The following is a 25,834-nucleotide window of genomic DNA, read 5'->3' as shown; positions in this document are numbered from 1 at the left end:
CATGGACATCTTCGCCGCCAATCCCCAGATGATCACCCCGATGACAAGGGACATCGGTGACAGCTCCACCGTTTGGTCTTCGACGGTTGGTTACTTATATGTAGGCCAAGCGCAATGGCAATAGTGGGGCAAGAGCCCCTTCCGGCCCCGTTTTTGGCTCGGGCAACAACAACAATACGGAATGTAAGGGCACAGAGTGAGCGAAGCTGGCATAGAGATATCCGAGACACTGATGGACCGTGTTGTGGCATGGATGCGCCAGGCTGCACTTCAGGGCGACAATCTTGGCACGATCGTGACCGGAACCTGCGAGCGGTTGGCCGCTGCCGGACTGCCGCTGGCAAGGGCTCATCTGAGCTTTTCGATGCTTCATCCGCTTTATGATGCCTCAAGCTTCACATGGAATCGCGGTGCAGAAATCAGAATGCAGGAATTTCTGACAGTACCGGACGGCGCGACGCCGGACGCCTTTGTCAAAAGTCCGTATTTCTATCTGCTCAACAACAACCTCGCCCATCTGCGCCGCCGGCTTGGAGAAACGGGGTACAATGAGTTTCCGGTTTTCAAGGATCTTGAGGAGCTGGGCATCACCGATTACCTGGCCTTTGTGCAATCCTTCGATGAACCAAACCGGGGGATGATGGGCTCGTGGGCAACCGATGCCAAGGGCGGCTTCAACGAGGAAATGATCAAGGTCCTGATGCGCATTCAGGGCAACCTTGCGATGGCGGCACGCATCGCGGTTCTGGGTCAATTGGCCGAGAACATGCTGACCACCTATATCGGCGGCGATGCCGGAAAGCGGGTTTTATCCGGCCAGATCCGGCGCGGCGATGGCGAAACCGTTCGCGCGGTGCTGGTGATGGGTGATATGCGACAATCAACGGAGCTCGCCGAGGGCAGCAGCCGTCAGACTTTCATCGATACGCTCAATGATTTTTTCGACGCCGTGGCATTGCCGTTCAATCGAAATGGCGGCGAAATCCTGAACTTCATTGGCGATGGTTTTCTTGCAGTCTATCCCTGCGACCGTCACCGGGTTCCATCGGAGATGGCCGCAAAAGCCGCAATGGCCGCGGTTCGCCAAGCAAATGCGCGTATGAGCGCACTCAATGCCGGCCGCAAACATCTTGGCCTGGAGCCAATCGGCTTCGGGCTGGGGTTGCATGTCGGCAACGTCATGTACGGCAATGTCGGGCTGAAGAACCGCCTGGCGTTTTCGGCCTTTGGCGCTTCAGTCAATGAGGTGCAGCGCCTTGAAGGTCTTACCAAGAAACTGGAAAATCCGGTCGTGGCAAGCGAGGAATTCGTAAAATATTGCGGCGGAGATTGGGTCTCGCGTGGCGAAGAACAATTGCGCGGCATCGACCACAAAGTCTCGGTCTATGTACCAGGTGCATCCAATATCGAGCTCAAGGAAACCGAAGCCTTTGTGGACAGTGCCCGAAAGCCCCGCTCCGATGCCGAAGAAGTCATGGATCTGATCCAGAGCAGCAAGCTTGCCCAAAAAGACGGGGTGTGGACAAGAACATCGTCCAACCGCTTGATCAAAAGCTCAACGCGCTGACAGCTCCTATCAACCGCGCACCAAACGCTGTGGCCTTTGTTACCGTTCAAAGGCCGGCAGACTGCTTGATCGTTGCAGTCTGACCCATTCACTTTGCACGGCATGGATGGACAGTCCGAAAGGTCTGGGATACGGTTTGCTTGGGCGATCCGTTGCCGAAGCATGAGGGGCATAAGAAACATCATTTACCTATGCAGGTAAGCATTTGATGTTTCTGTCTGTTTCGAGAATGCGTAACAGAAAAACGATCAAGTGGGACCATGACTTTGATCAAAAGGCGCACAGTGCTTTGCATGCTTGCCGCAGCCGCAACTCCGGCGATTGCGAAAGCTGCCCCTGTTGAACAGGATTTCTTCAAGGATCAGGTTGCAAAGGGCACCCTGCCCGGCGTCAAAGACCGCCTGCCACTGGTCCCTCGAATTGTAAAACTTAAGGAAAAGGGCAGATTGCCTGGCACGCATGGCGGTACCGTGCGCATGCTTATTGGCAGGCAAAAAGACATCCGCCTGATGACCATTAACGGTTACGCCCGCCTTGTCGGCTATGACGAGAAGCTCAATCTTCAACCTGACATCCTGGAGAGCTTTGAGCAGATTGATGACCGGATCTTCACATTCCACCTGCGCCCCGGTCACCGCTGGTCGGATGGAAGCCCGTTTACGACCGAAGACTTCCGCTACTATTGGGAAGACGTACTTACCAACAAGAAATTGCGCAGGCGGGGTCTGCCGCGCGAGCTTTTGTCCGATGGCAAGCCGCCGATTTTCGAAGTCATCGATGAGCTGACCGTGCGATACACCTGGGGCAGTCCGCATCCGGGTTTCCTGCAGAGCCTGGCCTCTGCGCAGGCTCTGACTCTCGCCGTGCCGTCCGCCTACATGAAGCAGTTTCATGTCGATTATGTCGGTGAAGAAAAGGTCGCCGAGGCAATCAAGAAATACAGGGTCGAAACCTGGCCGGATCTGCATACCAAGCTGTCGAGAAGCTATCGTCCCGAAAACCCGGATCTTCCAACACTTGATCCCTGGATGAACACGACCGAGCCCCCGGCTCAGCAGTTTGTCTTTGACCGTAATCCCTATTTTCATCGCGTCGACGAGAACGGCCTTCAGTTGCCCTATGTCGACAGATACCTGCTCAATGTCAGTTCATCGGACATCATCTCCGCCAAGACCGGAGCTGGCGAGACCGATCTGCAAATCACCAACCTCGATTTTTCCGACTACACATTCCTCAAGTCGGCGGAAAAGCTGCATCCGGTCAATGTGAGTCTTTGGAAACGGGTCCAGGGGTCGCGCATTGCACTCTTGCCCAATCTCAATTGCGCCGACATGGCCTGGCGGGACTTCCTGCGCAATCGCGACGTGCGACGCGCATTGTCGATTGCGATCAACCGCCGCGAAATCAACATGGTTTCGTTTTTCGGGCTGGCGAAGGAAAGCGCCGACACGGTGCTGGAGGAAAGCCCGCTTTACAAACGGGAATATGCCGAGGCATGGGCGCAATACGACCCGGATGAAGCCAATGCGCTTCTGGACCAGGCGGGATATTCCGAGCGCAACAGTTCCGGCATCCGGCTGTTGTCTGATGGCAGGCCGATAGAAATTGTCATTGAAACCGCTGGCGAAAGCACGCTGGAAACCGATGTGCTCGAACTTGTGACCGACCATTGGCGCGCCATCGGCCTGGCGCCCTTTATCCGGGTTTCACAGCGCGATATCTTTAGAAGCCGGGCCATCGCAGGCGAAACGACAATGGCTGTCTGGGTGGGTCTCGACAATGGGGTGCCGACCGTCGACATGTCGCCGGAAGGGCTGGCACCCACCGCAGACGACCAGATGCAATGGCCGCTGTGGGGCATGAACCATATCACTCAGGGCAAGGAAGGCCTGCCGGTCGACTTGCCCGCGCCACAACGTCTGCTTGATCTGTTCAATGCCTGGGAACGGTCGACCAACACGGCCCAACGCGAGAAGATCTGGCATGAGATGTTGGCAATCCGTGCCGAGAATGTCTTTTCGATCGGCATCGTCAACGCAGCCCTGCAGCCGATTGTCCATTCCTCGCAATTGAGAAATGTGCCCGCAGAAGCGCTCTACGGCTTCGCGCCGACCTGCTATTTCGGGGTCTATATGCCCGACACCTTCTGGTTTGATGAAAGCGTCTGACAATGTTGAGATATATTGCATGGCGCTGTCTGGTCATGATCCCCACGCTTCTGTTTATATCGCTGCTGGTGTTTGCGATCATCGAACTGCCGCCAGGTGACTACTTTGAGAGCTACGTGGCCGAGCTTCGCGCCTTGGGCGAAGCCACCGATATGGCCGAAATCGAGGAATTGCGGGTCAGATACGGCTTCGATCAGCCGTTGCCGGTGCGCTACGTGCAATGGGTCAGCGGCATGCTGGTCGGTGATTTCGGGTATTCGTTCGAATACCGGCTTCCGGTCAATGAAGTCGTCGGCGATCGTCTCTGGCTGACAATTCTGGTGTCCTTCGTCACCATTGTCGTGACTTGGCTGATCGCCTTTCCAATCGGCATCTACTCGGCAACGCACCAGTACAGCTGGGGTGACTACGGCTTGACGCTTGTTGGCCTGATCGGACTGGCAATTCCAAACTTCATGATGGCATTGGTGATGATGTATTTCGCCAATGTGTGGTTTGGAACCTCCATCGGCGGCTTGATGGATGAGGAATACTTCAACCAGCCGATGTCGTGGGAGAAGTTCAAGTCGATCATGGAGCACCTCTGGATCCCGGTGGTGATCATCGCGACCGCCGGAACAGCCGGCATGATCCGGCGGCTGCGCGCCAATCTGCTCGACGAACTTGAGAAGCAATATGTCACCACGGCGCGCGCCAAAGGCCTCAGCCCGTTCCGCACCCTGGTCAAGTATCCGCTGCGGATGTCGCTCAACTTTTTCATATCCGACATCGGGTCAATCCTGCCCGCCATCATCTCCGGGGCTGAAATCACCGCGATCGTGCTGTCGCTGCAAACAACAGGACCGATGCTGATCCAGGCGCTTCAGAGCCAGGATATGTATCTGGCGGGGTCGTTCCTGATGTTTCTCGCATTCCTAACCGTTATCGGCGTTCTGATATCAGACATTGCGCTGGCCTATCTGGATCCGCGTATTCGACTTCAGGGCGGGAGCACAAAGTGAGCACATCCCTTCCTCCCTCAGGTGCGCCGCTCGAGCATTTTGTCTCCACGGCTCCGTTCGACCCGCATTCATTCGAAGCCATGACGTCGGAGCAGGAAAAAGTTCACCGCGCCTCTCAGCTGCGTCTGATGTGGTGGAAGTTCAAGCGCCATAGATTGGCCCTGGTCTCCGCCATTTTTCTGGCGGTGCTTTACGGCATGATCGTGATTGCGGAGTTTCTTGCTCCCTACAACCTGCACACGCGCAACACCGAGTTCATTCATGCGCCGCCGCAAGGTATTCACCTGTTCCATGAGGGCGAGTTTGTCGGGCCGTTCACCTACGGACGGACCATGTCGCTGGACATGGAAAACCTTCGCCGCGTTTACACCGACGACACATCCGACATTCAGCGGATCCGGTTTTTCTGCAGCGGAGATTCCTACCGGTTTTGGGGATTGGTTGACGGAAGTTTCCACCTCTTCTGCCCCGCGGAAGACGGAGAACTGTTCCTGCTTGGCACTGACCGGCTTGGCAGGGATATGTTGTCGCGGATTCTCTACGGCGCGCGGATCTCGCTGACCATCGGGCTTTTGGGCATTGCTTTCAGTTTCGTGCTCGGAATCGTCATCGGCGGCATCGCGGGCTATTATGGCGGAAAGGTCGATCTGGTCGTTCAGCGCGTCATTGAGGTTCTGCAATCCATTCCGAGCATTCCGCTGTGGCTTGCGCTGGCGGCGATCATGCCGGTGACATGGAGCCCGATCCTTGTCTATCTGGGCATCACCATAATCCTGGGATTGCTGGATTGGACCGGGCTTGCACGCGCGGTGCGATCGAAACTCTTTGCGCTGCGCGAGGAAGACTATGTGCTCGCCGCGCAACTGATGGGCGCGCGCGCCAGGCGCATCATTGGCCGGCACCTGGTGCCCGGCTTCATGTCACACCTGATCGCGACGGCGACAATTTCCATACCGGGCATGATTTTGGGTGAAACCGCCTTGAGTTTCCTGGGGCTTGGCCTGAGACCACCAATTACCAGCTGGGGCATTCTGCTCACGGAAGCCCGCGATGTGAGTGCGATCGCGTTCTATCCGTGGCTTCTGCTGCCGACGGTTCCCGTCATCCTGGTGATCCTGGCGTTCAATTTCATGGGTGACGGAATGCGCGATGCGGCCGACCCTTACAAGTAAGGCGCCGCTCAAGTCCCGTAAGCGTAAACCTCCTGAACGCGGCCCAGATCCACAATCCTGCCGCTGGTCAGTTTCGGTTCGAGTTTCGGATCAAAGCCACGCTCCAGAGCCTTCTCGTAGGTCGCCTTGTCAATGACCGCCAGCGAGCCTAGTTCCTTGTTGTATTTCTCAAGCTTGGCGCAAAGATTAACCGCAGAGCCGATGACCGTCATCTCGAGCCGGTGATCGTCGCCCACGACACCAAAGACGATCTGGCCGGACGACAGGGCAATGCCAATGCCGCCTGACGCGAACCGGGCCAGCAGCGGATCGTCGCCCCAGGTCTTGAAATCCGCCAAAATCTCCTCGACCGTACGCACCGCGCCGACCGTGAATTCCTCATCAACGTGGGCGGCACCGAAACTGGCCAGAATGCCGTCGCCGAGAAACTTGTCGATGGAACCGCCATTGCGCTGAATGATCGGTATCAACCGTTTCTGATACTGGCCAAGCATGCTCATGACATCCGAAGGCTGCATCGACTGGGCTGCCTTGGAGAACCCGCGCAAATCCACCATGAGAATGGCAGCGTTGCGATTGACGCCCTCGCCCGCGCGCAATTGAAGATCGGATTCGCGCAGTTCCTGCGCCACGTCGGAATCAAAGAAGCGGGAGAATGTCTGCGCCGCGTCGCGGTCGGACAAGGCGCGTTCAAGAATACCCTTGGCGCGGTGCAGCGACAGCGTAAGCGTTCCGGTCACCAGCAGGATCAGAATGATCTTCTCAACTTCCGCGCCAACCAGCAGACTGTTGGACGTCAGGTAGGTGACATAGTCGCGCGTGATCATCATGTCCTTGGAATCGCTGAACGCGACATAGCCAATCATCCCCACCCAGCCCATGATGGCAGCCAGACCGGCGACCAGGACAAAGCGGGGCTCGAAACGCAGCGTTCGCAAACCAATGAAGATGAAGACATACATCAGGGTCGGCGATTTGAGATAGAACGAGGGCGGTTGCCCGTATTTGATGTGAAAACTCCAGATCAACGAATAAAGCAGCGCCATATCGAAAATGATCGACGCATAGACGGCCCAATCGGGAATTCTGGCGCGCGTGGCCCAGAACAGTCCCACAAGGGTCAGGCAGATGTAGAGTCCTATTGCGAATGGCACTGTCCATTGCAGGTCCGGATCGCCGCGTTTGGGCGACAGAAAGTAAAGCACGGCCATAACTGTGATGATGGCAAGCTGAATGAACTTGATCACCACCTCGCTGGAATTGTCATGATCCGATATGGCCTGGACAACACGAGCGGGCAGCCTGACTGTCTGGCTTGCAGCCGGGAAAAGGCTCTGCCGCAGCACACTGATGGAATGTATCATCTTGCCAACTCCTCGCAGCGACCGACACACCGTTTCACAACCATGATGTCTTGATGCCTCGGCGTGAAGCCTAGCACAAGGCTGCTGCAGTCTGCGGCACAAATCGAATGCCTCACGGCCCAAATCACTGCCTTTTGAGGATCACGTTACCTTGAGACGCTACGGCCCGGATCGGTGTTTGATCGTCGCCAAACAACGGATCGCCAACGCCAAAGGGCGAATTGATTGTCGATGTGACAAGAATGGACCCGGGAAAATCTGGTCGGAGTGAGAGGATTCGAACCTCCGACCCCGTCGTCCCGAACGACGTGCGCTACCAGGCTGCGCTACACTCCGTGACCAGCGGGCTGGCTTATAGACCGGTGACCGGCGCGCCACAAGCCCCCTTCCCTTCAATTGCGGCCTCTGGCGGCAATGTTTTTAGCACATTGCCGCTTGCCTTTGGTTCGGAGGTCCCAGAGGCTCGGCTGCCGACCGGCAAGGTGCGGTGTTATTGGCTGATAGGTGGGTCGGATTGATCGCTCTCGGCGGACTTCGCCTCAGTCTCATCGGGCTTGGGTTCAGGTTCATCGGGGTGACCGGAAAGGAAAAACCCCCAGGCGACATAGGCGGTCAGGGCTCCGAAGAAGATACCCCATGCGTCCGAACCGGCGACGAACTCGAAGACCGTCCAGGCCGCCATCAGCGTAATGATCACAACCCGCCGGGTCATGGGCTTGAAGAACGGGTGGCGAAAATCAACGAGTACCAGCCGCATGGCATTTTCCTTCTGCATACGGGCGCCTTGATTTCAGATGCTCGCAAGAGAGCAGCCCGGACGCGCCATTTCTTGCGGCCACATGACCCGATCGGCTGTGCCAGGTCAATCCTGCTCGAGAAGGATCGGCACAAGAGCCGCTTGACTGCATCCCGGCTTCGGACCATCCAAGGAGTGGTATCTCCCTGTTGGCAAACTTGAAGGGCGAAGGGATCACCCGTTTTGGAAATATGGCTTTTGGCGAGGACAGCATGGATGCAACAACGCGCTTAGAGGGGCTTGAAGTCGGCTATGACGTGCCCGCCCTGCCCGGCATGGATGAGACCGAGATCCAGACACCCTGTCTGGTGCTCGATCTCGACGCGCTGGAACGCAACATCATCAAGATGGGCGAACAGGCCAAATCGATGGGTGTGCGGCACCGGGTGCACGGCAAGATGCACAAGTCCGTCGATGTGGCGAAGCTCCAGGAAAGGCTCGGCGGCGCGGTTGGCGTTTGTTGTCAGAAGGTGTCGGAAGCGGAAGCCTTTGCCCGCGGCGGCATCAAGGACGTGCTGATTTCCAACCAGGTGCGCGATCCGCTCAAGATTGACCGGCTGGCGCGAATGCCGAAACTGGGCGCGCGCACCATCTGTTGCGTCGACGATGCGGCCAATATCGCCGATCTTTCCCAGGCCGCTGTTCGTCACGGAACAATGGTCGAATGCCTGGTCGAGATCGATTGCGGCGCGGGCCGGTGCGGTGTGAGCACGACCAAAGATGTGGTGGCGCTGGCGCAAGGGATCGCGGCAGCAAAGGGTCTCAAATTCGCCGGGCTTCAAGCCTATCAAGGGGCGATGCAGCACTTGCCGGCCTATGCCGACCGCAAGGCCAAGATCGACATTGCAGTGGCAATGGTCAGGGAGGCGGTCGATGCGCTCAAGGCCACCGGGCTTGAGTGCGACATCATCGGCGGCGGCGGCACCGGCAGCTACCAATTCGAAGGCCAATCGGGCCTCTACAACGAGCTGCAATGCGGCTCCTATGCCTTCATGGATGCAGATTACGGCCGGATTCTCGACGCGGACGGCAAGCGCATCGATGAGACCGGATTCGAGAATGCGCTGTTTCTCCTCACCTCGGTGATGAGCCACGTTAAAGAAGGCAAGGCGATCTGCGATGCAGGGCTGAAAGTGCAGTCAATGGACAGCGGGCTTCCGGTGGTCTTCGGCCGCGATGATGTCCGCTATGTCGCCTGTTCCGACGAACATGGCGAGATTGCCGATCCGGAAAACGTGCTCGCGATCAACGACAGACTGCGTCTGGTGCCAGGCCATTGCGACCCGACCTGCAATCTTCACGACTGGTATGTCGGCGTGCGCGGCGGCAAGGTGGAATGTCTGTGGCCTGTTTCAGCGCGCGGCAAGGCTTTTTAGGCAGGAACCAGGTGCAAGCATGGCACAAGTTTTCTCTGCCAGATTTGCGCCATCGGGATTCTCCGCATGAAAGCTGTCCATGGTTCTCCTGACGATCTGCCTGCCGACGCGCAATCGCCAAGCCTACTGCATCAAGACCATCACGGCGCTGGCCCAGTCCGAAGGCAATGATTTCGAGGTGATTGTCTCGGACAATTCCGACGATCCCAGTCAGCTTGGCGACTTCTTTGCACAGCATTTTTCGGATCCGCGCTTCCGGCTGATCCCGCCGGGACCATCGGTGCTTTCAATGGTCGACAACTGGGAGCGGGTTGTCAGTCATGCCGAAGGGCGCTGGATTTCGGTGATCGGCGATGATGATTACATCGACCCCCAGCTTGCTGGCATAATCCGGCGCTACGAAGTGCTCTACCGCGATGTCGACGCCATCAGCTGGGAGTGCATGACCTACCAGTGGCCCGACAACAGGCCGGTTCCGACGCTGGCCAGCATTCCACTTGCCAATGAGACCCGTTTGCCTTCGCATGAAGGCCTAGCTGACCAGCTTTACCGGTGGAGCGAACGCAAACGCAGCCCCAGTGTGGGCGTCGGCATCTATCATGGCGCGATCAAACGCTCGCTGATGCAGCGGATCCGCGATACCTATGGCGGGCGCTACTTCGAGCACCCGATCGTCGACTGGGAAAACACCTGCAAGGTGCTGGCCCAGTCAAAGCGGATTGTTCATTCCGAACGTCCGTTCTCAGTGCTTGGTGCCTGTCTTGCATCGAACTCCGCGTCCATTCTTTCGCCCGATGTCCTCAAGACAAGGGTCAAGACATTTGTTGCCGAATCCAGCGGTTCTATCGAGCTTCACCAACCGTTCTTCCCGTTCGTGTTCGATGATCCGGGCGCATCTTTATGCCAGAGCATTGCTGCCGCAACGGCCTGGTTCTGTCACACCTATTGCCACAGCACAGCAAGTTTTGGGATCAACTTCGCCCATGCCGCCATGGACGAATGTAAATTCTCTACTGACGCGCAAACCCATGCGGCGAAGGTTGAGTGTTTCTCACGCGGGTTTGCTGATTGGGAGGGTGGGAAATGGGCATCGCATTTCACGCCGGCACCATTCAGCCCACCCAGATCCGTCAACCAGCTCAGTGGGGTGAATGATAACCGTCTCAATGTTCGCGAAGCCGACATCGGCGCTCAAACACCAGCCGAGTTCTACCGGTTTGGTGAACATGCCATCATTCCGGTTGACAGCCTGATAAGCGGAACCAGGGTGTTCGCGCTGTGACTTTGCTTTCGATCTGCATTGCGGCAATCAAGCCTGCCGCCGGGTTCGAGAATGCACTCAAGCAAATGTTGCTCAGCTCCCGGAGTGATTTCGAAATCGTGGTCGGCGATTTCCGCGATGGAGTGGAGCGGGCCAGTGAACCGCTTGCAGCCGCGATCCATGATCCACGGTTGCGGGTGATTGAAATGGATACGGCTCCGGCGAGCTTGAGTGCTGACTGGAACCAGATGATCGAGCATGCCACAGGGGACTGGATCTCGATCATCGGCGAGAACGACTACGCCGATCCGGACATCTGCGAGGTGATCGCTGCAACGCTCAAACGGGTGTCCAACGCTGACGCGCTGTCCTGGGGACGGGCCGAATTCGTGCCTCCGGAGCTCGGTGACGGGAAGGAGATTGCGCGTGTTCCCACCGGCAGCAAACTGCTGTTGCCCGAGCAGGACGAGATGATGCGCCGTCTGTTCTACTGGGCCGGCGCATCCGAGCGGCCGGACTGCCATTTCAGCGCCTGGCACGGCGCGGTGCGGCGCACGGTGCTCGACCAGATCAGGTCAGCCTTCTCGAACGTGTATTTCGAGAACGCCCGCCCGGACATCGACAGTCTTTGCAAGGTGACAATGCTGGCCAAGCGCATGGTGTTCTGGGAACGTCCACTGTCTGTGCAATGCAGGTGCTCGACCGATGCTGATGCGGCGCTATCCATGGAGTCACAGGCGCTTGAGGGGTTTCCGTTTTCTCCCACCATGGGTGTCGCAGGCGCCACTGCCCTTGCGATCGAGGCGTTCAAACGCCGCTACGGTATCGAACTTGATGGCTGGCAGAGCGGTTTCATTGCCGCCTGTGTGAAGGATTGCGAAACCGCCACCTCTGGCGAGGCTTTTCATGCCCGCAAGGCGGCCTATGCCAAGGCGATTGAGGACTGGATTGGCAAACGCGGGCTCAAGGATTTCAAGCCGGAGTTCAAGCGCAAGCCCAAGGTGCCACGGTTTCAGGGCATCATGGAAGAGACCCTCTATTTCGACATGGCCATGGATGCCACGCAGGATGCTGCTTCGTTCTACCGGCTGATCAACGCGATCTCGTTTCCGGTGCACCTTCTCGATCACAAGCTCGCCTGAATCTGGCCGCTGTCTGTCCGAGTGGCGACTGTGCGGACAGACAGTTGATTTTATATCTACGATATCATATATAAATGATTACATATATTCCTGAAAAGTGCCGGGAATTGATCGTGGGCAACGACTGGCGCTTGGCGCGGGTCCATTGTTTCAGAAACACACCCTGACTTCGGCCCCGGCTGATCCTGTATTGCAATGAGGCGAAACGAATGAAAACGCGAAGCTTGATCCTGGCAGTTCTGCTCTTGGCCAACGGTGCCGAAGCCGAGACGCTGAGCATCTCTCCAACCGAGATCACGGAGTGGAAAGCTGTTCAGGCGCGCGTCGAATCGCGCGACATCGTGCCCGCACGGGCGCGCATCGGCGGCGTCATTGAAGAGCTCATGATCAGCGAGGGGGATCTGGTCACGGCAGGGCAGACATTGGGGCTGGTGATCGATGACAAGATCGCCTTCCAGATCGACGCGCTTGATGCGCAGCTTGCAGCGCTTGAAGTCCAGCTTGAAACGGCCCAGGCAGAGTTCGCACGCGGGGAGACCCTGCTCAATCAGGGCGTGGTCACCCGCCAGCGGCTGGCGCAATTGTCAACCGATGTGGAGGTCACCCGCAACCAGATCGTCTCGACCCAGGCGCAGCGCGCGGTTCTGACCCAGCAGCAAAGCGAAGGCACGATCGTCGCGCCGGCAGATGGCCGGGTGCTGACAGTACCGGCCAGCCGCGGCGCGGTGATCATGCCCGGAGAACCGGTGGCGACCATCGGCTCCGGCGGCTTCTATCTCAGGCTTGCCGTGCCTGAACGCTTTGCCGGTCAATTGCAGACCGGTTCCAGCATCCGCATTGCGACAGCGGGGGCGGAGGCAGGAGGCCGGCTTGCAAAGATCTATCCGCAGATCGAAAACGGACGGGTTATCGCCGATGTGGAGGTCGACAAGCTCGACACCGCGTTCGTCAATGCGCGCATTCTGGTCGATGTGCCGATCGGCACGCGGCAGGCTTTGCTGGCACCCCAGTCGGCCCTCATCAGCCGCCACGGGGTGGATTTCATCCGCGTTGAAAACCGTGATGGCGTTGCAGTTGAGCGCACCGTCATCCTGGGCGCCAACCTTACCGGCGAGCACGAGGGCATGACCGAGGTGATCAGCGGACTGTCGGCTGGCGACATGGTGGTGCTGCCATGACAGCAGGCAAATCCCCCCTGGGCATCGCGGGCCAGCTGACGCGTGGGTTCATCGTTTCGCCACTGACCCCGCTGTTCCTTCTCGCAGCCTTCGCCTTCGGGCTGGTAGCACTGCTGACGCTGCCGCGCGAGGAAGAGCCGCAAATCTCAGTGCCGATGGTCGACATCATGCTCGCAGCACCAGGCCTGAAGGCCGACGATGCGGTCAAGCTGGTCACTGAACCACTCGAGACCATCGTCAAGAGCATAGACGGCGTCGAGCATGTCTATTCGCAAAGTGCGGACAACAAGGTTGTGGTGACCGCGCGCTTCATCGTGGGCACCCAGACCGATGCGGCAATCCTGAGGGTTCATGACAAGGTGCGCGCCAATATCGACCGGATTCCGGTCGGCATTCCCGAACCGTTGATTGTCGGGCGCGGCATTGACGATGTAGCAATCATATCGCTGACCCTGACGCCCTCCCCGGCGGCCGGCGACAGCGTAAGCGCCAATGACCTGACCCGGATTGCCCGTGAGCTCAGGACTGAACTTTCCAAGATCGATGATGTAGGACTCACCTATCTGGTGGGCGATGTCGACGAAATCATCCGCATTGCACCCGATCCCAAGCGGCTGGCGCTTTACGGGGTCACATTGCAGCAACTGGCTGCGAAGGTGACGAGCGCCAACCGCGCCTTTCCCGCGGGCCAGGTGACGATCAACGGCCAGGCAGCTGATCTGATGGTCGGCGAAACGCTCTATGCGCCCGCCGAGATCGGCAATCTGCTGATCACCAGCCGCGACGGGCGGCCGGTCTATGTGCGCGATCTCGCCGACATCTCCTTTGCCACCGACGAGACACCCGAGATTGTTGCCACCGTGGTTCGCTCCGGCGATGGTATCACGCGGACACCAGCCGTCACTTTGGCGATCGCCAAGCGCGCGGGCGCCAATGCGGTGCTGGTGGCCGGACAGATCCTCGAGCGCACCGAGCATCTGGAAGGCTCGCTGATTCCCGACACGATGGCCGTGGAGGTGACGCGCGATTATGGCGAAACCGCCAACGAGAAAGCCAATGAGCTGCTCTACCATCTGGGTCTGGCGACCGTCTCGATCATCATTCTGGTCTGGATGGCGATCGGCTGGCGTGAGGCGCTGGTGGTGGCCGTCGTCATTCCGGTGACGATCCTGCTGACGCTGTTTGCCTCCAGGGTGATGGGCTATACGCTCAATCGCGTGTCGCTGTTCGCGCTGATCTTCTCGATCGGGATCTTGGTGGACGACGCCATTGTGGTGATCGAAAACATCGCCCGGCACTGGGGCATGGGCGACGGGCGCGAGCGCAAGCAAGCCGCGATCGAGGCAGTTGCCGAAGTCGGCAATCCGACCATTGTCGCGACGCTGACCGTGGTGGCGGCGCTGCTGCCGATGCTGTTTGTCTCAGGCATGATGGGCCCCTATATGAGCCCGATCCCGGCCAATGCATCCGCGGCGATGGTGTTCTCGTTCTTTGTCGCGGTGATGGTAACGCCCTGGCTGATGCTCAAGATCGCCGGCCGGGCGCCGATCCATCATGGAGACGGCGAAGGCGCGGAGCCGGGTGGGCTGCTCGGCAGGCTCTACCGCGCCGTGGCGCGTCCGGTGCTCGCCAGCAAGGCGCGGGCCTGGATCTTCCTGATCGCGGTCGGAGTGCTGACGCTCGGCTCGCTGTCGCTGTTCTACACCAAGCATGTGACGGTCAAGCTCCTGCCGTTTGACAACAAGTCAGAGCTTTCGGTGTTCATCGACCTGCCCGAAGGCACCCCGGTGGAAGCGACCGACGCCATCGCCCAGGCCGTGGCGCGCGAAGCGCTCAGACTGGAAGAAGTCAAATCCGCCCAGACCCATGCGGGAACGGCAGCACCGTTCAATTTCAACGGCCTGGTGCGGCATTCGTTTCTGCGCTCTGAAACCCAGATGGGCGATGTGGCGCTCAATCTGACGCCGAAACAGGAGCGCGAGAGATCAAGCCACGAGATTGCGCTCGACCTGCGTAATCGGATCGCGGCAATCCCGCTGCCGGACGGTGCCAGCCTGAAGGTTGTCGAGCCGCCGCCAGGGCCGCCGGTGATGGCCACGCTGCTGGCCGAAATCTACGGCCCGGACGCGCAGACACGGCGCGCGGTCGCCGCGCGGGTGGAAGAAGCCTTCCGGTCGGCTGATTTCATCGTCGATATCGACAATTCCTGGGGCCAGCCCGCAGACCGGGCGCGGGTGACGGTTTCCACCGATGCACTAGAGTTTTTCCGGGTCGAGGAGCGCGACGTGTTCGACACCATCGCCATTCTCAATTCCGGCCAGACGGTGGGTTACTCGCATCGCGGTGGCGGCCGGGCGCCGATTGCCATCAGGCTCGAGCGGCCACGCGCCGACCGGCTGATTGACGAACGCTTTCTGACAACGCCGATCCCGGCCAATGTGCTGCCGGGCGACCGCAGCATTGTCGAACTGGGCGATGTGGTGACCGTTTCGCAGGAAACCACCTCCTTCCCCGTGTTCCGGCACAATGGGCGGGCAGCGGAAATGGTGATGGCCGAACTGGCCGGGGCCTATGAGGCACCGCTCTACGGCATGCTCGCGGTTCAGGAAGCCCTGGACGCCATGGACTGGATCGGCCTTGAAAAACCGGTGATCGCGCTTCATGGCCAGCCCGCCGACGAACAGGTCTCGACGCTTCTGTGGGACGGAGAATGGGAAGTCACCTGGGTGACCTTCCGCGACATGGGGGCGGCCTTCGGCGTGGCGCTTCTGGGCATCTACATCCTGGTGGTGGCGCAGTTCGGGTCGTTCAAGGCACCTTTGGTGATCCTGACACCGGTGCCGCTCACCTTTATCGGCATTCTCGCGGGCCACTGGCTGTTCGGCGCGCCGTTCTCGGCCACCTCGATGATCGGTTTCATCGCGCTTGCCGGCATCATCGTGCGCAACTCGATCCTGCTGGTGGATTTCATCCGCCATGCCCATGAACCGGGCACGCCGTTGACCCCGGTGCTGATCGAGGCGGGCGCCATCCGCTTCAAGCCGATCATCCTGACAGCCCTTGCGGCGATGATCGGGGCGGCGGTGATCCTGACCGATCCGATTTTTCAGGGCCTGGCGATCTCGCTTCTGTTCGGGCTGGCCTCATCCACAGCGCTCACCGTGCTGGTGATCCCGGCGATCTACCGGGTGATGCGGACCTGACCAAAAGACCGCTTATCGCGTGTGCTTTCGAATGACGGTGAGAAAATCATCGCCATAGCGCTCCAGCTTGGACTGGCCGACGCCGGAGATATCCAGCAGTGCTTCCTCGTCGAGAGGACGGATGGTGGCGAAGGCGACCAGCGTCGTATCCGGAAAGATCACATAGGGCGGCACCGAAAGCGCCTTGGCGATTGTGGTGCGGGTGGCGCGAAGGGCCTCGAAGAGTTCGAGATCTGCGCCTTCGAGGCTCGCCTTGGCGCGCGCCGCGCCGGCCGATCCACTGCTGCGCGCGGCCTTGCCCTTGGTGGGGCGGTCCTTGCGGAACAGCACTTCGCGTTCACGCTTGAACACCGCACGGGCATCGGGCTCGAGTTTCAGGGCGCCGAATGCTTCATGGTCGACCGAAACCAGACCGGCTGCGAGAAGCTGGCGGTAGACCGATTGCCAGGTCTTGGCCGGCAAATCGTTCCCCGCGCCAAACACCGGCATATCAACATGACCGAAGCGTCTGGTCTTTTCATTCTCATTGCCGGTCAGAACATCCACCAGATGGCCGGTGCCAAAGCGCTCACCGGTGCGGTAGACCGCGGCCAGGGCCTTGATCGCCGCGTCTGTGCCGTCCCAGGTTTCCACCGGGGTCAGGCAGGTGTCGCAATTGCCGCACTTGCCTGGATGGGTTTCGCCGAAATGGGCGAGGATGGCCTGGCGGCGGCAGCCCGGGGTTTCGCATATGGCCAGAAGCGCATTGAGCTTGGCGCGTTCGACGCGCTTCACATCATCGCCAGAGCTGCCATTGTCGATCATCCGTCCGCGCTGGATCACATCAGCCATGCCGTAGGACATCCACACATCGGACGGCAGCCCGTCACGCCCGGCACGGCCGGTTTCCTGATAATAGGCTTCCACCGAGCCCGGCAGGTCGAGATGGGCGACATAGCGGACATTGGGCTTGTCGATGCCCATGCCGAAGGCGACGGTTGCGACCAGACAGAGGTCCTCCTCCTTGAGGAAGGCGTCCTGGTTGGCGTCGCGCATCGCGCGGTCCATGCCGGCATGATAGGCGAGCGCCCTCACCCCCTGCTTGTTGAGCCACCCGGCGGTGTCCTCCACCTTGGCGCGTGACAGGCAATAGACGATGCCGCTCGAGCCCTTGTGGCGCGACAGGAAGCGCAAGAGCTGCTGGCGCGGCTGGTCGCGTTCGACAATCTCATAGGCGATGTTGGGGCGGTCAAACGAGGTGGTGAAGACCTGGGCTGAATGGAGTGCCAGCTTGTCGATGATGTCTTCACGCGTGTGCGGATCGGCGGTCGCCGTCAGCGCCATGCGCGGCACGCCCGGATATTGCTCGGCCAGACGCCCCAATTCGCGGTATTCGGGCCTGAAATCATGGCCCCACTGCGACACGCAATGGGCCTCATCGATGGCAAAAAGCGCGATCCTGGCGTTGCCGATCAGATCCTTGAAGGATTGCGTGACGATCCGCTCGGGCGTGACATACAAGAGATCAAGCTGACCCGAGGAAATGGCGCTTGCCACCTCGATGAACTCTTCGCGTGTCAGCGAGGAATTGAGCGCTGCGGCCCTCACCCCCAATTGCCTGAGCGCCTCGACCTGATCGCGCATCAGCGCAATCAACGGCGAGACCACCACGCCGACGCCGTCACGGCAAAGGGCGGGGATCTGGAAACAGAGAGATTTGCCTGCGCCCGTGGGAAACAGCACCACCGCATCGCCGCCCGCGGTGACCTGATCAACGACCTCGGCCTGCCTGCCGCGAAAGGCGTCATAGCCGTAGACGCGTTTGAGGATCGCCAAGGGATTGTTCAAGGCCGGGTTGCCGGGGGCCGCGTCGTCAAAGACTGGCTCGATGCGGGTGTCGGGAGAGGGCATGGAATCGCTTTCGTGTTGAGACCGCACTATGGCACAGGCCGCGAACCCGCCACGAGGGTTGGTTGCAGATTTTTCGCGTCAGCAATGACAGATTTTGGCTTGTGGAAGGTGCCGGCGTTGGTTGAGGCCGCGCTACTTGGCGGGCCGGAACGCCTTGAGGATGTGATCATGGGTCTCGATCCGGCCTGCGCCGATCAGATCGAGGCAGAAGGGAATGGCCGGAAACACGGCCGTGAGGCAGGTGTCGATCGAACCGGGCTTGCCGGGCAGATTGACGATCAACGTCTTGCCACGGGTGCCCGCGGTCTGGCGCGACAGGATGGCGGTGGGCACGAAATCGAGGCTCACCTTGCGCATCAGCTCGCCAAAGCCCGGCAGTTCCTTCTCCATAACCTGTTTCATGGCTTCGGGCGTGAGATCACGTGGGCTGGGACCGGTGCCGCCAGTGGTCAGCACCATGTCGACACCGTCCTCGTCGCACAGCCGGATCAGTGTATCGCGGACGCTTTCAAGCCCGTCTGGAATGACGTGAACCGCGATCTCGGCAGGCGAGGACATTACCCGCTCGAGCCAGGCCTTCACCGCCGGCCCGCCCAGATCCTCATACTCGCCCCGACTGGCGCGGTCGGACACGGTGAGAACGGCGATACGAACGGTCATGGAAAGCTCCCGGTTATGTGACGACTGGAGGAATGCTCGTAGCAACCGGCGCGCAGCCCGGCAACCGCGATCCGCTCTTAGGCCTTTGACTGCGCCCGGATCATGTCGGCCGCCTTTTCTGCGATCATGATGGTGGGGGCATTGGTGTTGCCGCCGATCAGCGTCGGCATGACGGAGGCGTCGACGACGCGCAGTCTTTCAACGCCATGCACCTTGAGCGCGGGATCGGTCACCGCCATTGCGTCGCGGCCCATCTTGCAGGTGCCGACCGGGTGATAGATGGTGTCGGCGCGGGCGCGGATATGGGCCATCAGCTCGGCGTCATCCATGCCTTCGCGGGTGTAGACCTCCTTGAGCCGGTATTTGCGCATCGAGGGGGCATCCATGATCTTGCGGGTCAGCCTGGCGCCGTTGAGCATCAGCTGTGCGTCGCGCTCATCGGAAAGGTATTTCGGATCAATGCGCGGCGGCAGCATCGGGTCGGGACCGTTGAGGCCGACCTCGCCGCGCGAATGTGGCCTGAGCGCGCAGACATGGCAGGAATAGCCGTAGCCCCAATGCAGCTTGCGGGAATGATCATCAACCAGGGCGGCGACAAAATGGAGTTGCAGATCAGGTCGGTCGAGGCCCGGATCGGACTTGACGAACGCGCCGCTTTCAGCCCCGGGCGTGGCGACAAGGCCCGAGCCGTCACGCCGCCAATCCAGGATGTGGCGGAGAAGCTTGTAGGCGCCGACAGGACCGAGCCCCAGAACGTCGGTGTCCCGGGTCTTGGCGGTGTAGATGAAATCGAGGTGGTCCTGCAGATTGCGGCCAACGCCTGGCAGATCCTTGACCAAGGAGATGCCGCGCGAACGCAGATGCTCGCCCGGGCCGATGCCCGAGAGCATCAACAGTTGCGGCGAGTTGAACGCGCCACCGCACAGGATGACCTCGGCTCCAGCCATGACATGGTGCTCGGCTCCGCCCTTGCGGTAGGCCACGCCGGTTGCTGTCTGGCCGTCAAGCAGCACACGTGTGGCCCGGGCGCCGGTGATGACCTGAAGATTGGGCCTGTTCATCACCGGGTGCAGGTAGGCGGCAGCCGCCGAACAACGTTCGCCCTGTTTGCCATCCTGCCAGAACTGGGTCACCTGATAGAGCCCTGCCCCTTCCTGGTCAGGCCCGTTGAAATCATCATTGCGGCGGATCTGGACTTCACTGGCGGCATCGACAAAGGCATGGCTGATCGGGCGTGGATTGCGCTGTTCAGACACCTGCAGCGGTCCACCGGCCCCATGCAGTCCGTCCTCACCACGGATATTGGCCTCGGAGCGGCGGAAGATGGGCAACACATCGGACCAGCTCCATCCCTCGCAGCCGAGTGCCGCCCAGTCATCGTAGTCGGACGGGTGGCCGCGAATGTAAAGCATCGCATTGATGGCACTGGAGCCACCCAGCGCGCGGCCTCTTGGCTGATAGCCGCGGCGGCCATTGAGACCGGGTTGCGGCACGGTCTCGAATGCCCAGTTGTTGATCTTCGGACGCCCTGGCAGCATCGCGACCATGCCCAGCGGCGCGCGGACGAGAATGCCCTTGCCATCGCCGCCGGCCTCCAACAGGCAAACCCTGACCGCCGGATCTTCGCTCAGCCTTGCAGCGAGCACCGATCCGCCGGAACCGCCGCCGACGATCACATAGTCGAACTCCATACCCACCTCCCAATGGCTTCGTACGGCAAGCCTAGAACAGCTTCGGCGGGATGAAAACAGCAGTTTACGTTAGACAGAAATACGTAAGCTCTGGAATAAACCGGTGGGGCGATGGTCAGAAGCCGGCACGGTCGGACAGCCGGGAGATATCAGGCACTGTAACATGCCTGTTGTTGACGATATGGATCACGCCGTCCTTGCGCAGTTTGGTGAGCTGCCGGCTCACGGTTTCCATCGTCAGGCCAAGAAAATCGGCGATGTCGACCCGGCTCATCGGCAAATCGAACTCGATCGAATCCTTTTCATTGTCCGGGAATGCGTGGGTGGCGATCAGCAGCACGAAGCTTGCGACCTTTTCCCCGGCGGTCTTGCGGCCGAGGGTGAGCATCCAGTCGCGCGCCTCGTCGAGCTCATTGAGCGTCTGTTCAAGCAGCTTGTGTTCCAGTTCCGGCATTTCGGAAATCATCCGCTCGATCAGGTGCTTGGAGAAGGAACAGACCTGAACCTCGGTGGCCGCTTCAGCGCTGACGCCATTCTCGGAGCGGAAGGGACGGCCCAGAAAATCCGGTGCAAATTGCAGCCCGACGATCTGCTGACGGCCGTCCGCCATCATCTTCGAGAGCTTCACGACGCCGGAGATGATGTTGGAATAGCTCGTTGTCTGCAGGCTCTCGCCGACCAGCTCCGTGCCGGGCTCCACCGTTCGACGGGTTGAATGCTTGCTCAACCGCAACAATTGATCGCCATTGAGGGCACCGCACACGCCACGGTGCCTGCTCTCACAAGCCTGGCACAACACGGGTGTGTCCGAGTTGTGCACGTCTTTGCGTTGAACATCCATGGCACTCTCCGATCCGTTGCAGTGTACCGGAGCAACACGGAATGCCAACCCGCAAGATATCGCAGGATTTTCGCCTGAGTTGCATAAGCGGCCGACAATTCCCGCAAAATATCAGAGAGAGAGAGCAATTCAAATCATTCTGCAGACTTGATGCGCATCAAGGAGCGCCAATTTGGTCGCTGTATGATCCTGCGATGTCCAACGACCCGACCGCCGCCGCGCCGATCTTCGACGTTTCCGGATTGACCAAGATCTACCAGACCGGGGAGATTGAGGTGCGTGCCCTCAATGGTGTCGACCTGACGCTGCAGGCCGGTGAAATGGCCGTTCTGCTGGGCCCGTCGGGCAGCGGCAAGTCGACTCTGCTCAATATCATTGGCGGCCTCGACCGGCCAACCTCGGGGTCTGTGCGCTTCAGAGGCCGGGAACTCTCAGGCGCCAGCGACCGGGAGCTGACCGCCTACCGCCGGGATCATGTCGGCTTCGTTTTCCAGTTCTACAATCTGATTCCGAGCCTGACAGCCTGGGAAAATGTTGCCCTAATCACCGAGGTTGCCAAACATCCGATGCCACCATCGGATGCACTTGCGCTGGTCGGGCTTGAAGACCGGATGGACCATTTTCCGGCGCAATTGTCCGGCGGCGAACAACAGCGGGTGGCCATTGCCCGGGCCATCGCCAAGAACCCCGAGGTGCTGTTGTGCGATGAGCCCACCGGCGCACTTGATTCGGCCACCGGCATCATCGTGCTCGAGGCGCTGGCGCGGGTGAACGCTGAAACCGGCGCGACCACCGCGATCATTACCCACAACGCCGGAATCCAGAAAATCGCGCACCGGGTGTTTTCCTTTCGCGATGGCCGGATCGCATCAGAAGAGATCAACGCCAACCAGATCAAGCCATCGGAGGTCAGCTGGTGAACCCGTTGAGTATGCTCGACCGCAAGCTTGTCCGCGACCTTGCCCGGCTCTGGGCGCAGGCGCTGGCCGTGGCGCTGGTGATGGCCTGCGGGGTGATGACACTGATTCTGGCTCTGGGAGCGACGCGCGCTCTCGATGAAACCCGTTCGGCCTTTTATGACCGCACCCGGTTTGGCGACATCTTCGCCTCGGTGACGCGTGCGCCCGATGGCATCAAATCGGCAATCCTTGCAATTGACGGGGTGTCGGCCGTGGCGACCCGGATCGTAAATCCGGTGATCATCGACATTGCCGGCATGGCTGAACCTGCCTCAGGCATGCTGATTTCGATCCCGGACCATGGAGAACCGGCGGTCAACCGGCTCTATCTGCGTTCCGGCCGGATGCCCGAGCCCGGCCGCAGCGACGAGGCCGCGATCATAGAATCTTTTGCGCTGGCCCACGGGTTCCGGCCAGGCGATCAGTTCGATGTGCTGATCAATGGCCGCAAGCTTACACTGTCGATCACCGGGATCACCCTGTCGCCCGAGCATGTCTACGCTATCGGACCCGGCGACATGGTGCCTGACCAGCGGCGCTACGGCGTCATCCACATGCGGCGCGCGGCCATTGAAGGCGCCTACGACATGGTTGGCGCGTTCAATGACGTGTCGCTGACACTTGCGCGCGCAGCCGACAAGAAGGAGGTGATCGCCCGGCTGGACAGCATTCTCGAGCCCTATGGCGGCACCGGGGCCTATGACCGGAAGGATCATCCTTCCGATGCGTTTCTTGATTCAGAACTCGATCAGCTCAAGGCGATGGCCCAGGTGATCCCGCCGATCTTCCTGTTCATCGCCGTGTTTCTGGTCAACATGATCATGACCCGGCTGATTGCCTTGGAACGCGAGCAGATCGGCCTTTTAAAGGCCGTCGGCTACACCAACTCAGCCATTGCCTGGCACTATGCCAAGCTGACTTTGGTGATTTCGGTTGTCGGAGTGACAATCGGCGCAATTGCTGGCACACGGCTGGGGCACGGAATGGCGTCGCTTTACGGCGAGTTCTATTCATTTCCGTTCCTGGTGTTCTCGCGCGAACCCGATCTCTATGTCATCTCTACGCTGATCACCTTTGCGGCAGCGCTGGCAGGGGCCGCGAACGCAATTATGGGGGCCGTGCGATTGCCCCCTGCGGTTGCCATGCGTCCACCGGCGCCGACCAAGTATCGCAGCCTGTTGGGCGGTTTGTCTTGCGCCTTCCGGCAGTTGTTTTCGCAACTCACAGTGATGGCGCTCAGACATCTGGTACGCTGGCCATTGCGAACGACCCTGACGACGCTGGGGACGGCGCTGCCGGTGGCGCTGCTGATCACATCGCTGTTCGCGCTGGATTCCATTGATCACATGATCGACACCATCTGGTTCAGGGCTGACCGGCAGGATGCGACGCTTGTGTTTGCCACGGCCCGCTCGCAAGATGCGATCCGTGAGGTTGCGCGGCTGCCGGGCGTGATCGCGGCTGAACCTTTCCGCTCTGAAGCCGCAACGCTGAGAAACGGACACAGGTCGCGCAATGTTCAGGTCATCGGTTCCGACCCGGAAACCGATGTCAGCCGGGTGCTGGATCAAGACTTTGCTCCTATCAAGCTGCCGCCAAAGGGCATTCTGCTGTCAGAGCGCCTGGCCAGCCATCTCGGCCTGGCATTGGGGGATCAGGTCGAGGTTGAACTGAAGGACGGCCGCGACCGCACTGCGCTTGTCACACTGGTCGGCCTGACCAACAGCTATATCGGGCTGAATGCCAATATGAGCCGGGAAGCCCTCGACCGGATGGCCGGCGAGGGAAGCCGTATTTCCGGTGCGCGGGTGATTGTCGATGAAAGTCAGATCAACGCGCTCTATCAAGAGGTCAAGCAAACGCCGGCGATTGCCTCGGTGGCTCTGCAGGGGATTTCGCGGCAGCGCTTTCGCGCGCTGGTCGAGGAAAACATCGGCATCAGCATCACGATCTATGTGTCGCTGGCGCTCATCATCACATTTGGCGTGATTTACAACTCGGCCCGGATCCAGCTCTCCGAGCGCGCACGCGAGCTTGCCAGCCTCAGGGTTTTCGGCTTCACAAGCCGCGAAGTGTCGAGCGTTCTGCTCACCGAACTGAGCATTATGGTGCTCCTGGCCCAACCGCTGGGCTGGGTTATCGGAAAGAGTTTTTCGGCATTGGTCGCAAAGGGATTTGAAAACGACCTGTTCCGGATTCCGCTGATCATCAATCCATCAACCTATGCGCTGTCGAGCCTGGTGGTGCTCGCGGCGGCACTGCTTTCGGCGCTGATCGTGCGCCGGCGCATCGACCATCTCGACCTCATTCGGGTGCTCAAGACAAGGGAATGACCCATGGCTTCCATGCTTTTCAAAAGTCTCACCGGGCTGGCTGCCGCAGCGATTGTTGGCGGCGTGATCTATATCGCCTTCAAGCCGAATCCTGTCCTCGTCGATCTCGCAACCGTGTCGCAAGAAGCGATGCTGGTCACGGTGGAGGAGGACGGGATCACGCGCATCCGCAATGTCTATGCCATATCCTCACCGATTGCAGGCCATCTCGACCGGGTGATCAAATCGGTCGGCGATCCGATCGGCGCGGGCGAGGCGATCACCCGGATCCATCCGCTGGACCCACCCTTTATTGACACCAGGACCCACACCGAACTGATGGCGGCCATCGATGCGGCGCGTTCGAGCGTGGCGCTGGCGGAAGTCGAACTGACCCGGGCGCGCACCGCGCGCGATCTGGCCAAGGCCAGTCAGGACCGTGCAATGGAGCTCGCCAGGACCAATTTCGTGTCTGACAGCGTACTGGAGAGAATGGTAGGGGAAGTTGACCTGGCAAATGCACAGGTCGCCTCCGCCGAGGCGATGATTGCGCTCAGGCGCGCCGAACTCGCCAGCGCCGAGGCACGGCTGACGCAACCGGGACAGACCCCAATCCAAGCCGCCAATGGTCAATGCTGCATCGAAATTGTCTCGCCGATTGACGGCACAATCCTGTCGCTCAACGCCAAGAGCGAGCAGGCCGCAAGTGTCGGTCAACTGATTGCCGAGGTGGGGAATCCTGCGGATCTGGAGATTACGGTGGATGTGCTGTCCGCCGATGCGGTTCGTGTCCAGCCGGGCAGCCGTGTGCTGATCAGTGATTGGGGCGGAGATCAGGCGCTCGAAGCGGTGGTCGAGCGGATCGAACCCTCAGGCTTTACCAAGGTCTCCGCGCTGGGGATTTCCGAACAGCGGGTCAATGCGATTCTCACCCTCAAGGACCCGCCGCCGGACGATCTTGGCCACGGCTTCCGGGTTCTTGCCAATCTGGTCACCTGGTCCTCACCGGCGGCACTGCAGGTGCCCGTGAGCGCGATCTACAGGGCCAATGGCGATTGGGCGGTGTTCCGGATCGAGGACAGCACGGCCCGTGTCACGCCGGTCGAGATCGGCCACTTGACCGACCGCACGGCCGAGGTCCTGTCAGGACTGGATGCAGGTGACCGGATTGTTCTTTATCCCGGCGACACGCTGGAAGATGGCAGCCTGATCGCCGACCGCGCAACCGCCGACTGACCGGGCCGAAACCCGGT

Annotated in this window: 18 protein-coding genes and 1 tRNA gene; 12 read left to right on the top strand and 7 right to left on the bottom strand. The window is 60.0% G+C overall.

Features of this window, described 5'->3' with window-relative positions; genetic code table 11:
- Nucleotides 1-196 precede the first annotated feature (196 nt).
- From HPDFL43_RS06790 to HPDFL43_RS06775, 4 genes are all read left to right on the top strand, one after another.
- A complete protein-coding gene (locus HPDFL43_RS06790) occupies nucleotides 197-1,567 on the top strand; it encodes an adenylate/guanylate cyclase domain-containing protein (RefSeq protein ID WP_007196547.1) in 1,371 nt (456 codons plus the stop codon).
- Nucleotides 1,568-1,833: 266 nt separating this feature from the next.
- Nucleotides 1,834-3,735: an ABC transporter substrate-binding protein gene (locus HPDFL43_RS06785; RefSeq protein ID WP_040449833.1), complete on the top strand. Its 1,902-nt coding sequence runs from the start codon at nucleotides 1,834-1,836 to the stop codon at nucleotides 3,733-3,735.
- A gap of 2 nt (nucleotides 3,736-3,737) precedes the next feature.
- A complete protein-coding gene (locus tag HPDFL43_RS06780) occupies nucleotides 3,738-4,736 on the top strand; it encodes an ABC transporter permease (protein WP_007196545.1) in 999 nt (332 codons plus the stop codon).
- Nucleotides 4,733-5,908, top strand: coding sequence for an ABC transporter permease (locus HPDFL43_RS06775; RefSeq protein WP_007196544.1), 1,176 nt, complete (start codon nucleotides 4,733-4,735; stop codon nucleotides 5,906-5,908). The genes HPDFL43_RS06780 and HPDFL43_RS06775 overlap by 4 nt, the downstream gene beginning before the upstream one ends.
- Nucleotides 5,909-5,916: 8 nt before the next feature.
- On the opposite strand, the gene HPDFL43_RS06770 is transcribed toward HPDFL43_RS06775, so the two are convergent.
- The 3 genes from HPDFL43_RS06770 to HPDFL43_RS06760 all read right to left on the bottom strand — a co-directional run bounded on the left by HPDFL43_RS06770 (nucleotide 5,917) and on the right by HPDFL43_RS06760 (nucleotide 8,029).
- Entirely contained in the window at nucleotides 5,917-7,272 is a 1,356-nt protein-coding gene (locus HPDFL43_RS06770) for an adenylate/guanylate cyclase domain-containing protein (RefSeq protein WP_007196543.1), read from the bottom strand.
- Between the two features lie 259 nt (nucleotides 7,273-7,531).
- A tRNA-Pro gene (locus tag HPDFL43_RS06765) sits at nucleotides 7,532-7,608 on the bottom strand.
- Between the two features lie 154 nt (nucleotides 7,609-7,762).
- Complete coding sequence (locus HPDFL43_RS06760; protein WP_156970213.1) at nucleotides 7,763-8,029, bottom strand: DUF3329 domain-containing protein; 267 nt, start codon at nucleotides 8,027-8,029, stop codon at nucleotides 7,763-7,765.
- 251 nt (nucleotides 8,030-8,280) lie between these two features.
- Between HPDFL43_RS06760 and bhcC the strand changes: the two genes are divergently transcribed.
- From bhcC to HPDFL43_RS06735, 5 genes are all read left to right on the top strand, one after another.
- Nucleotides 8,281-9,444: a 3-hydroxy-D-aspartate aldolase BhcC gene (gene bhcC / locus HPDFL43_RS06755; RefSeq protein ID WP_007196541.1), complete on the top strand. Its 1,164-nt coding sequence runs from the start codon at nucleotides 8,281-8,283 to the stop codon at nucleotides 9,442-9,444.
- A 79-nt stretch (nucleotides 9,445-9,523) separates the two neighbouring features.
- Nucleotides 9,524-10,726 carry a glycosyltransferase family A protein gene (locus tag HPDFL43_RS06750; protein ID WP_007196540.1) on the top strand — a complete coding sequence of 401 codons (1,203 nt, stop codon included), beginning with the start codon at nucleotides 9,524-9,526 and terminating at the stop codon, nucleotides 10,724-10,726.
- Entirely contained in the window at nucleotides 10,723-11,847 is a 1,125-nt protein-coding gene (locus tag HPDFL43_RS06745) for a glycosyltransferase family 2 protein (protein WP_007196539.1), read from the top strand. Before HPDFL43_RS06750 ends, HPDFL43_RS06745 begins: the two co-directional genes overlap by 4 nt.
- A gap of 209 nt (nucleotides 11,848-12,056) precedes the next feature.
- The gene (locus HPDFL43_RS06740) at nucleotides 12,057-13,025 is read left to right on the top strand and encodes an efflux RND transporter periplasmic adaptor subunit (protein WP_007196538.1); all 969 of its coding nucleotides are present in this window, start codon (nucleotides 12,057-12,059) and stop codon (nucleotides 13,023-13,025) included.
- Nucleotides 13,022-16,228, top strand: coding sequence for an efflux RND transporter permease subunit (locus tag HPDFL43_RS06735; protein WP_007196537.1), 3,207 nt, complete (start codon nucleotides 13,022-13,024; stop codon nucleotides 16,226-16,228). The genes HPDFL43_RS06740 and HPDFL43_RS06735 overlap by 4 nt, the downstream gene beginning before the upstream one ends.
- A 12-nt stretch (nucleotides 16,229-16,240) precedes the next feature.
- On the opposite strand, the gene recQ is transcribed toward HPDFL43_RS06735, so the two are convergent.
- From recQ to HPDFL43_RS06715, 4 genes are all read right to left on the bottom strand, one after another.
- Complete coding sequence (gene recQ, locus HPDFL43_RS06730) at nucleotides 16,241-18,118, bottom strand: DNA helicase RecQ (protein WP_007196536.1); 1,878 nt, start codon at nucleotides 18,116-18,118, stop codon at nucleotides 16,241-16,243.
- Between the two features lie 132 nt (nucleotides 18,119-18,250).
- The gene (mog, locus tag HPDFL43_RS06725; RefSeq protein ID WP_007196535.1) at nucleotides 18,251-18,778 is read right to left on the bottom strand and encodes a molybdopterin adenylyltransferase; all 528 of its coding nucleotides are present in this window, start codon (nucleotides 18,776-18,778) and stop codon (nucleotides 18,251-18,253) included.
- Between the two features lie 77 nt (nucleotides 18,779-18,855).
- Entirely contained in the window at nucleotides 18,856-20,469 is a 1,614-nt protein-coding gene (locus HPDFL43_RS06720) for a GMC family oxidoreductase (protein WP_040449107.1), read from the bottom strand.
- A 115-nt stretch (nucleotides 20,470-20,584) separates the two neighbouring features.
- The gene (locus HPDFL43_RS06715; RefSeq protein ID WP_040449106.1) at nucleotides 20,585-21,310 is read right to left on the bottom strand and encodes a Crp/Fnr family transcriptional regulator; all 726 of its coding nucleotides are present in this window, start codon (nucleotides 21,308-21,310) and stop codon (nucleotides 20,585-20,587) included.
- A 194-nt stretch (nucleotides 21,311-21,504) separates the two neighbouring features.
- Here HPDFL43_RS06715 and HPDFL43_RS06710 point away from each other — a divergent pair, with 194 nt between their 5' ends.
- The 3 genes from HPDFL43_RS06710 to HPDFL43_RS06700 are packed head-to-tail and all read left to right on the top strand — an operon-like array spanning nucleotide 21,505 to nucleotide 25,817.
- Nucleotides 21,505-22,230, top strand: a complete 726-nt coding sequence (locus tag HPDFL43_RS06710; protein ID WP_007196532.1) for an ABC transporter ATP-binding protein — start codon at nucleotides 21,505-21,507, stop codon at nucleotides 22,228-22,230.
- Entirely contained in the window at nucleotides 22,227-24,602 is a 2,376-nt protein-coding gene (locus tag HPDFL43_RS06705; protein ID WP_156970212.1) for an ABC transporter permease, read from the top strand. The genes HPDFL43_RS06710 and HPDFL43_RS06705 overlap by 4 nt, the downstream gene beginning before the upstream one ends.
- A gap of 3 nt (nucleotides 24,603-24,605) precedes the next feature.
- Nucleotides 24,606-25,817: an efflux RND transporter periplasmic adaptor subunit gene (locus HPDFL43_RS06700; RefSeq protein ID WP_007196530.1), complete on the top strand. Its 1,212-nt coding sequence runs from the start codon at nucleotides 24,606-24,608 to the stop codon at nucleotides 25,815-25,817.
- Nucleotides 25,818-25,834 lie beyond the last annotated feature (17 nt).

The organism is Hoeflea phototrophica DFL-43 (assembly GCF_000154705.2).
Lineage (GTDB): Bacteria > Pseudomonadota > Alphaproteobacteria > Rhizobiales > Rhizobiaceae > Hoeflea > Hoeflea phototrophica.
This window is presented reverse-complemented; position numbering and strand designations above follow the sequence as displayed.

Coding starts and splice junctions, on each gene's coding strand:
- HPDFL43_RS06770 (WP_007196543.1), bottom strand. CDS start 7,272: ATGATACATTCCATCAGTGTGCTGCGGCAGAGCCTTTTCCCGGCTGCA.
- HPDFL43_RS06735 (WP_007196537.1), top strand. CDS start 13,022: ATGACAGCAGGCAAATCCCCCCTGGGCATCGCGGGCCAGCTGACGCGT.
- HPDFL43_RS06760 (WP_156970213.1), bottom strand. CDS start 8,029: ATGCGGCTGGTACTCGTTGATTTTCGCCACCCGTTCTTCAAGCCCATG.
- HPDFL43_RS06740 (WP_007196538.1), top strand. CDS start 12,057: ATGAAAACGCGAAGCTTGATCCTGGCAGTTCTGCTCTTGGCCAACGGT.
- HPDFL43_RS06780 (WP_007196545.1), top strand. CDS start 3,738: ATGTTGAGATATATTGCATGGCGCTGTCTGGTCATGATCCCCACGCTT.
- HPDFL43_RS06710 (WP_007196532.1), top strand. CDS start 21,505: ATGTCCAACGACCCGACCGCCGCCGCGCCGATCTTCGACGTTTCCGGA.
- bhcC (WP_007196541.1), top strand. CDS start 8,281: ATGGATGCAACAACGCGCTTAGAGGGGCTTGAAGTCGGCTATGACGTG.
- HPDFL43_RS06720 (WP_040449107.1), bottom strand. CDS start 20,469: ATGGAGTTCGACTATGTGATCGTCGGCGGCGGTTCCGGCGGATCGGTG.
- HPDFL43_RS06715 (WP_040449106.1), bottom strand. CDS start 21,310: ATGGATGTTCAACGCAAAGACGTGCACAACTCGGACACACCCGTGTTG.
- mog (WP_007196535.1), bottom strand. CDS start 18,778: ATGACCGTTCGTATCGCCGTTCTCACCGTGTCCGACCGCGCCAGTCGG.
- HPDFL43_RS06750 (WP_007196540.1), top strand. CDS start 9,524: ATGGTTCTCCTGACGATCTGCCTGCCGACGCGCAATCGCCAAGCCTAC.
- HPDFL43_RS06700 (WP_007196530.1), top strand. CDS start 24,606: ATGGCTTCCATGCTTTTCAAAAGTCTCACCGGGCTGGCTGCCGCAGCG.
- recQ (WP_007196536.1), bottom strand. CDS start 18,118: ATGCCCTCTCCCGACACCCGCATCGAGCCAGTCTTTGACGACGCGGCC.